This window comes from Desulfonatronum sp. SC1 (assembly GCF_003046795.1).
Taxonomy (GTDB): Bacteria; Desulfobacterota; Desulfovibrionia; order Desulfovibrionales; family Desulfonatronaceae; genus Desulfonatronum.
Genome location: NZ_PZKN01000098.1, coordinates 1 through 519, shown reverse-complemented (window position 1 = coordinate 519; position 519 = coordinate 1). Strand labels below are relative to the sequence as shown.

Here is a 519-nt window from a genome sequence, read left to right as displayed (position 1 = left end):
TAAATTGGGTAGATATTTTTTCACGTTCAGTTTACCGGGATATCGTATTGGATAGTTTTCGTTATGCAATAGAGAATAAAGGCTTTCAGTTGTGTGCTTATGTCATAATGTCAAACCATGTTCATTTAATTGCCAATAGCAGCATTGGAGATTTAAGCGGTAACATTCGGGATATAAAGAAATTCACAAGTAAAAGAATTATAGACACGATAATTTCAATACCAGAGAGCAGAAGAGAATGGCTATTAAGTGTTTTTAGTATAGCCGCATTACAACATAAGCGCAATAGTTCCTATCAGGTTTGGACGCATGAAAATCATGCTGTATAGTTGTACTCAAACGATTTCATAGCTGAGAAAATCGAATATATCCATAATAATCCTGTTCGTGCGCAAATAGTTCAACATGCCGAAGATTATTTATATTCAAGTGCCCGCAATTATGCCGGATTAAGTAATTATTTAAAGGTTGATGTTTTAACTTTGCCAGCTATTATAGTAAAATAGGTGTAGTCAGGAG

At 34.3% G+C, this 519-nt stretch carries 1 protein-coding gene; it reads left to right on the top strand.

Annotation, left to right across the window (positions count from 1 at the left end; translation table 11 throughout):
• Positions 1 to 329: transposase (locus tag C6366_RS20875; RefSeq protein ID WP_199221579.1), on the top strand; the 329-nt coding region annotated here is incomplete at its 5' end.
• Positions 330 to 519 lie beyond the last annotated feature (190 nt).